Genomic DNA, 7,517 nt, shown 5'->3' with positions numbered 1-7,517 from the left:
ACCTCGTCGCCGCGCCGCGGGCGGCGGGGGTTGCGCGGGCGCCCCCCGCGGATCCGCCCCACCCAATACCACATAACCCCCTCTTGCGCCCCCCCCCCGGGTGGTGCACCCGGGTCGACGGCTTTTTCGGCCTGATTGCGACGAGCACCTCTTGCCAGGACCTGGTGATAGCGGGTGATCGGCAACTACCCTTGACCGGCGGTTGTTCCATCGGGGAACACCGGTTCGCAGGAGAGGGAGCCCAGTGCCGACCACGACGCTCGCCATGCACATGAGCGACGGGCTGCTCGACGCCCGCACCGCGGTCCTGTTCGCCGTCGTGGCGATAGCCGGCCTGGCGGTGGCGCTGGTGCGCGCGAGGGCCGATCTGGACGACCGCACGGCCCCGATGGCGGGGCTGGTCGCGGCGTTCGTCTTCGCCGCGCAGATGATCAACTTTCCGGTGCTGCCCGGCGTGAGCGGGCACCTGCTCGGCGGTGCGCTGGCCGCCATTCTGGCCGGCCCGTGGGTCGGGGCGCTGTGCGTGGCGATCGTGCTGGTCGTCCAGTCGCTGCTGTTCGCCGACGGCGGCCTGACGATGCTCGGCGCGAACATCACGAACATGGCGTTGATCGGCACCGCCGTCGGTTACCTGGTGGCGCTGGCGCTGCGGAAGCTGGCCACCCGCAGCCGGGCCGGTCTGCTGGCCACCGCGTTCATCGCGGCGTGGGTCAACACCGTGGCCGCCTCCTGCGGGTTCCTCGTCGAGTACGCCATCGGCGGCGCCGCCGGGTTCGGCCTGGCGACGGTCTCGGTGGCGATGATCGGCGTGCACTGCCTGATCGGGCTCGGCGAGGGTCTGATCACCGCCGCCACGGTCGGCGCCGTCGCCAAGGCCCGGCCGGACCTGGTCCACCTGTTGCGCGGTGCCCGGCGCGAGGAGGTCGCCCGATGAAGCGCTTTCTGCTGATCTTCGCCCTGGTCGTGCTCGCCGTCGCCGGGGGTGTCGCCTACTTCGCCGACTCCGACCCCGACGGTCTCGACGCCGTCACCCAACAGGGCTGCTCGGTCGTGCAGACCGAGCGCGGCGAGTCGTTGGAGGGCAACTGCATCGCCCAGCACGCCGGAGACCACGCCCTGGCCGACGGACCGCTGGCCGACTACGCCGTCGGCGGTGACGAGAGGTTCACCGGTGTCGCCGGGGTCATCGGCGCGGTGGTCACCCTCCTCGCGGCGGGCGGCCTGTTCTGGGGGCTGCGTCGCCGCTCCGGATCAGAGGAGGCGTAGGTGGGCACCGGGCACGCCGACGCCCTGCACCTGCCCGGTGACACGGCGGTGCACCGGCTCGACCCGCAGGTGAAGATCACCGCCGCGTTCCTGCTGGTGCTGTGCGTGGTGGCCACGCCGCGGGAGATCTTCTGGGCCTTCGGCGGCTACGCGGTGCTGCTCGCCGCGCTGGCCGCCATCGCGCGCATCCCGCCGCGCTGGCTGGCCGCGCGACTGCTGATCGAGGTGCCGTTCGTGGTGCTGGCGCTGCTGCTGCCGTTCACCGCGGGCGGCCCGAGCACGGAGGTCGCCGGCCTCGCGCTGTCCACCGAAGGACTGCTGGCCGGGTTCAACATCATGGTCAAGGGCACGCTCGGGCTCGGGACCTCGCTGCTGCTGGCGGCCACCACCGCGCCTCGCGAGATCGTGCTCGGCCTGCAACGGCTGCGCGCGCCGAAGCTGGTGATCACCATCATCACCCTGATGCTGCGGTACGCCGAGGTGATCGTCGCCGAAGCCGGCCGGATGCGCATCGCGCGGATCTCCCGGGGGCACGACCCGAGGTTCCTGTGGCAGGTCGGGGCGACCGCGCGCGGCGTCGGCAGCCTGTTCATCCGCTCCTACGAGCGCGGCGAGCGCGTGCACCTGGCGATGGTCTCGCGCGGCTGGGAAGGCGAGATGCCCGAGCTGGAACCGGCTCGCCGCACCTCGTGGAAGACCTGGAGCACGGGCCTGGCCGCGCCCGCCGCAGCGGCCGTCGTACTGGGGGTGTCGCTGTGGACCGCGTGACCGAGCAGCCCGCCGGGCTCCGCGAAGCGGTGACCGCACCCGCGCTGGAGATCACCGGTCTGGCGCACGCCTACCCCGACGGGCATCGCGCGCTGCACCACGTCGACCTGCGCGTCGAGCCGGGGGAGCGGGTCGCCGTGCTCGGCCCCAACGGTGCGGGCAAGACGACGCTGACCCTGCACCTCAACGGCGTGCTGCGGCCCACGGCGGGCAGCATCTCGGTGGGCGGGATGCCGGTGGAGACCCGGCACCTCAAGGAGATCCGCCGCCGCGTCGGCCTGCTCTTCCAGGACCCCGACGACCAGCTGTTCATGCCCACCGTCCGGGAGGACGTCGCGTTCGGACCGGCCAACTTCGGGGCGCGCGGCGCCGAGCTCGAACAACGCGTCCAGGAGGCCCTCGACGCGGTCGGGATGACCGAGCACGCCCACCGCTCACCGCTGCACCTTTCCGGTGGCCAGCGCAAACGCGTCGCGCTGGCCGCCGTGCTGGCGTGCCGCCCGGAACTGCTGGTGCTCGACGAGCCCTCGGCGAACCTGGAACCGGTCGCGCGCCGCGAGCTGGCGGAGGTGCTGCTCGCCGTGGGCGGGACGACGCTGATGGTCACCCACGACCTGCCCTACGCGCTGCAGCTGTGCCCGCGCAGCGTGATCATCGACGACGGCCGGGTGGTCGCGGACGGCTCCACCGCCGAACTGCTCGCCGACGAGGAGCTGCTCGCGGCGCACCGGCTGGAACTTCCGTTCGGGTTCCGCGTGCCGTGACCGCTTGACCCCCGCCATCCGGCGAGTGACCGTGATCACGGTCCGCGCGACGGGGAGGTCAGGCGATGTTCGACAGGTCCGGCATCGAACGCGACGAACGAGGCATCGCCCGCTACACCGGGCTGGCCGAGTCGCTGGTGGACATGCTGCGAGGCGCGGTCGAGCGGTTCGGCGACCGCGAAGCGCTGGTGGAGGTCGGCGGCGGGCGCGTGACCTACCGGGAGCTGTGGGACGGGGCCGCCCGGATCGCCGGCGGGCTGCGCGCGGCCGGGATCTCCCGCGGCGACCGCGTGGCCAACCTGCTTCCCGCCGGCGTCGACTGGGTGCTGGCGTTCCTCGGCACGCAGCTGGCCGGCGCGATCGCGGTACCGGTCAACACCCGCTTCGCCAAGCCCGAGGTCGACTACGTGCTGGCCGATTCCGGCGCGGCGTTCACCTTCCACCCCGGCGCACCGCTGCCGGACGGACCACCCTCCGCCGTCGACGACCTCGCCCGGGACGAGGTGGCGGCGATCTTCTACACCAGCGGCACCACCGGGCGCCCCAAGGGGGCGATGACCACCCACGAGAACTTCTTGTCCAATGTGGAGAACGTGTGCCGGGTGAAGGGCATCGACGTCGAGAACGGCTGGCGGACGCGAAACCTCGTGTCCGTTCCGCTGTTCCACGTCACCGGTTGCAACACGCAGCTGCTGCTGCAGCTCTCCTACGGCGGATCGACCGTGGTGATGCCGTCGTTCGACGTGCGCCAGTTCCTGCGGATCATCGCCGAGGAGCGGATCAACCTGTTCACCACGGTGCCCGCCATCTACGCGCTCGCGCTCAAGCAACCGGACTTCGCGGAGTTCGACACGTCCTCGGTCGAGCACGTCTCCTACGGCGGCGCTCCCACGGCGCCCGCGCTGGTCGAGCGCATCAAAGCGGCGTTCCCGCGGGCGCGGGTGGGCAACGGCTTCGGGCTGACCGAGACCTCGTCGATCTCGACGTTCCTGCCGCACGAGCACGCGGTCGCCCACGCCGACTCGGTCGGGTTCCCTGCGCCCGTGGTCGACGTGGCGTTGGACGAGCCCGACCCGGTCACCGGCGTGGGCGAACTGCTGATCCGCGGACCCAACGTCGTCGCCGGTTACTGGAACAAGCCCGAGGCCACCGCGTCGACGTTCGTCGACGGTTGGCTGCGCACCGGTGATCTCGCCCGCGTCGACGACGCCGGGTTGGTCTACGTCGTCGACCGGGCCAAGGACGTGATCAACCGGGGCGGCGAGAACGTCTACTCCGTGGAGGTCGAGAACGCCCTGGCGGCCGCGCCGGGCGTGGTGGAGGCGGCGGTCGTCGGGGTGCCGGACGACGTGATGGGGGAGAAGGTCGGCGCGGTGATCGTCGCCGACGACACCTTCGACGCCGAACGGCTGCTGGCTCATCTCGGGGAGCACCTGGCGGACTTCAAGATCCCCCAGTTCCTGCACCTCAGCGAGCGGCCGCTGCCGCGCAACCCCGGCGGCAAGCTCCTCAAGCGCGACCTGCGCGCCACCTCCACCTGGCAAGGGCCGCTCTGGGGGCGGTGAGCACGGGCACCGGGCGGTTCTCGTCCGAAGCGTCCGTGATCGAAGTCCTCTTCGTCCGGTCGGTTCGGACCAAAACCGCCGCCTGGTGCGATGAACGACTCATCGCGAGGGCGCTCCGCCGCGGGTTACCGTTGAGCCGAACTGATTCGCGGTGCGAACGATCGAGGGCGGATGTCAGAGCAGTCGCGCGGGAAGTACGCGCTGATCCTGGGCGGGATGTCGGCGTTCGGGCCGCTGTCGATGGACATGTACCTCCCCGCCCTCCCGGCCATCTCCGGCGAGCTGCACGCGGGCGCCTCCCAGGTGCAGCTGTCGCTGATGGCTTGCACGATCGGGCTCGCGCTGGGGCAGCTGGTGATGGGTCCGCTGTCGGACACCTACGGTCGACGCCGCCCGCTGCTGATCGGTGTCGTCGTCTTCGCCCTCGCCTCGCTGGCCTGCGCGCTCGCGCCCTCCGCCTACGCGCTGGCCGCGCTGCGGCTGGTGCAGGGCTTCGGCGGAGCGGCCGGCATCGTGATCGCGCGAGCCGTGGTGCGCGACCTGTTCTCCGGCGTCGCGCTGGCGAAGTTCTTCTCCCTGCTGATGCTGGTCAACGGTGTGGTCCCGGTGCTCGCGCCGGTGCTGGGAGGACAGCTGCTGCGGGTCACCTCGTGGCGCGGGGTGTTCGTGACGCTGTGCGCGATCGGTGCCGCGCTGCTGGTCGCCGCCCTGCTGGCCCTGCCCGAGACGTTGCCGCCCGAGGGGCGGCGTCCCGGCAGCCTGCCGCAGACCCTGCGCACCTTCGGCGGACTGCTGCGCGACCGGAAGTTCACCGGTTTCGCGCTGTCGGCGGCGCTGGCCTTCGCCGCCATGTTCGCCTACATCTCCGGTTCGTCGTTCGTGCTGCAGGACGTCCACCACCTCTCGCCGCAGATGTTCAGCCTGGTCTTCGGCGTGAACTCGATCGGCATCGTGACGATGGGCCAGATCAACGGGCTGCTGGTCGGCAAGGTCGACTCGCGGCGGTTGCTGGCGATCGGGCTGAGCTGCAACGCCCTCGGCGGCGTTTCCGTGGCCGTGTCGACGCTGCTGGGCCTGGGGCTGCTCGCACTGCTCCCTGCTCTGTTCGTGACGGTGGCCAGCATCGGCCTGGTGTTCCCGAACGCCACCGCTCTCGCCCTGTCCGGGCACCGCGAGACGGCCGGGAGCGCCTCGGCGCTGCTGGGCGTGCTGCAGTTCATGATCGGCGGTCTGGTCTCCCCGCTGGTCGGCATCGCAGGCTCGGACACCGCGGTCCCGATGGGCCTGGTGATGGGCGCGCTGTCGGTCTCGGCGGTCGTGGTGTTCGCGGTGCTCACCAGGGGCCGCGCCCGAACCTGAGCCGCGTTGACACCTCCCCTCCGGTGAAGGGAGGGCGTCAGCGGCCGACCCGGAGGACGGGTCCGCAGTCGCGGGTCGGGACGGTGGCATCGCGGTGGTTGATCTCGTCGATGTGGCGCCCGGCGTCGGCGCGCAGAGCCGGGAGCAGCGCGGGATCCGCGACGGCCTCCCTGCGAATCCAGTCCTGGTTGGGAGCCAGGGCCTGGTCGGCGTGGACGAGCACGTAGTCGCGGGCCAGCCGCGGATCGCCGAGGACGCCGGTGGCCGCGCTCCAGTGCCCGTGCGCGTGGATGATCGTCGGGCGTGCGCGGTCGAAGACGTGGTCGCGCAGGCCGCGCATGTCGCCGCGGTGGTGGTGCTCGGCGATCGCCGCATCGGTGAGCCCGGCGAGGTCGACGATGCGGAGCCGGCTGGTCAACGCCGTGCCGCCGACGTCGGGGACGAGCAGGGTTCCGCTGCGCAGGCCGAGGAGATCGGCGTAGCGGTCGGGCACGTGACCGTAGCGTTCGGTGATCGAGCAGAGCGGCACATCGGGAGCGGCGCGAAACGCCGTGGCATCGCGATGCAGCCGCGGTGCGCCGACGAGTCCGGCGAGCACGACGACCAGCACCAGTGCGACGCGCCACCGGCTGCGTTGACCGGCGAGGCCGGCTGTGACGACCAGCGCCGTGGTCAGCGCGGCGAGCGTCCAGACCGGGGTGGCGAAGCGGTACTGGCTCATCCAGTCCTCCGGCAGCAGGGTGTAGGCGAGGACCGCGAGGACCAGCGGGATCAGCAGCGCGGGAAGCGCGGCGCGGTGCTCGCGACGACGCCCCAGCACCACCACGCCGATCAGGAGGGCGACGGTGGCCGGCCATCCGGGGTAGGAGAGGAGCTCGCGCAGCCGGTCCAGTTGAGGCGCGCCGAGCGCGATCCCTCCCTTGGCGACGGCGGTGTTGGGCACCAGAATTCCGAAGTGGACGAACCGCCAGGCGAGGAAGAGTCCGAAGGGGACGATGAAGGACGCGCAGGAGATCAAGATCGCGCGGATCGCCGCGCTGCGCGCGCACCAGACGGCGAGCAGGGGGAACGCGGCGGCGAGCAGCGCGCCGTCGGGTCGCGTCATCGCGGCCAGCACCGCCAGCGCTCCCGACGCTGCGGCGATGCGCGGGTGCAGCAGCGTTCCGGCGAGACTCGCTCGCAGCAGCAGCGTGGCCAGCGCCGCGGTGATGAGCGCGTACAGCGGGTTCTCCAGACCGGAGAAGCTCCAGATCACGAACGACGGCAGCGCCGCGAGGACCGCGCCCGCGACCAGCGGAGCCCACGCGGCCCGGGAGGTCAGCGGCCGGGCGGCGGCGTAGCAGCAGACGAGCACGCCCGCGCAGCAGCCGAGCGCCAGCAGCTTCGGAAAGGCGACGTAGTCGGGAACCCCGAACAAGGTGCCGGAATCGAACAGGCCCAGTGCCCGGCCGAGGGTCAGCAGCACCAGCCACGTCGGGTTGGAATAGCCCTCGACCGGCATCGCGCCCTGCTGGAGCACGAGGCCCGCTCCGCTCGCGAGGTTTCGCGCGTAGGCGAACGTGATGGCCGCGTCGTCGATGAGCCAGGAACCGTAGGCGCGCGCGTGCACGGCGATCAACGCGGTGCCGCAGCCGACGGAGAGGACCGGGCCCCAAGCCGATCGGTGCCGCAGCGTCGTGCGGAGTGAGCGTGCCGGTGCGGAGCGATCGGCCAGCGTCTTGGCCATCGATACCCTCTTTTGAGTAGTGAACGGACATGTCTGCGCGGCTGCTTCGTGGCGACGCTAGTTTCGAAG

The 7,517-nt window shown here is 71.8% G+C and carries 7 protein-coding genes; 6 read left to right on the top strand and 1 reads right to left on the bottom strand.

Annotated features, from left to right (window positions below; translation table 11 throughout):
• Nucleotides 1-244 precede the first annotated feature (244 nt).
• From AB0J91_RS19610 to AB0J91_RS19585, 6 genes are all read left to right on the top strand, one after another.
• Nucleotides 245-934, top strand: a complete 690-nt coding sequence (locus AB0J91_RS19610; RefSeq protein ID WP_363794346.1) for an energy-coupling factor ABC transporter permease — start codon at nucleotides 245-247, stop codon at nucleotides 932-934.
• A complete protein-coding gene (locus tag AB0J91_RS19605; RefSeq protein ID WP_363870706.1) occupies nucleotides 931-1,266 on the top strand; it encodes a PDGLE domain-containing protein in 336 nt (111 codons plus the stop codon). The genes AB0J91_RS19610 and AB0J91_RS19605 overlap by 4 nt, the downstream gene beginning before the upstream one ends.
• Complete coding sequence (cbiQ, locus tag AB0J91_RS19600) at nucleotides 1,267-2,034, top strand: cobalt ECF transporter T component CbiQ (protein WP_363870703.1); 768 nt, start codon at nucleotides 1,267-1,269, stop codon at nucleotides 2,032-2,034.
• Nucleotides 2,022-2,798 (top strand): ABC transporter ATP-binding protein, encoded by a 777-nt coding sequence (locus AB0J91_RS19595; protein WP_363870700.1) that lies wholly within the window; start codon nucleotides 2,022-2,024, stop codon nucleotides 2,796-2,798. Before cbiQ ends, AB0J91_RS19595 begins: the two co-directional genes overlap by 13 nt.
• A 65-nt stretch (nucleotides 2,799-2,863) precedes the next feature.
• The gene (locus tag AB0J91_RS19590; protein WP_363870697.1) at nucleotides 2,864-4,363 is read left to right on the top strand and encodes an AMP-binding protein; all 1,500 of its coding nucleotides are present in this window, start codon (nucleotides 2,864-2,866) and stop codon (nucleotides 4,361-4,363) included.
• A 171-nt stretch (nucleotides 4,364-4,534) separates the two neighbouring features.
• Complete coding sequence (locus AB0J91_RS19585; RefSeq protein ID WP_363870694.1) at nucleotides 4,535-5,722, top strand: Bcr/CflA family multidrug efflux MFS transporter; 1,188 nt, start codon at nucleotides 4,535-4,537, stop codon at nucleotides 5,720-5,722.
• A 37-nt stretch (nucleotides 5,723-5,759) separates the two neighbouring features.
• Here AB0J91_RS19585 and AB0J91_RS19580 read toward each other — a convergent pair whose 3' ends face one another.
• On the bottom strand, nucleotides 5,760-7,448 hold the full coding sequence (locus AB0J91_RS19580) for a hypothetical protein (protein WP_363870691.1): 1,689 nt from the start codon (nucleotides 7,446-7,448) through the stop codon (nucleotides 5,760-5,762).
• Between the last annotated feature and the right edge of the window lie 69 nt (nucleotides 7,449-7,517).

This window comes from Saccharopolyspora sp. NPDC049357 (assembly GCF_040677225.1).
Taxonomy (GTDB): Bacteria; Actinomycetota; Actinomycetes; order Mycobacteriales; family Pseudonocardiaceae; genus Saccharopolyspora.
This window is presented reverse-complemented; position numbering and strand designations above follow the sequence as displayed.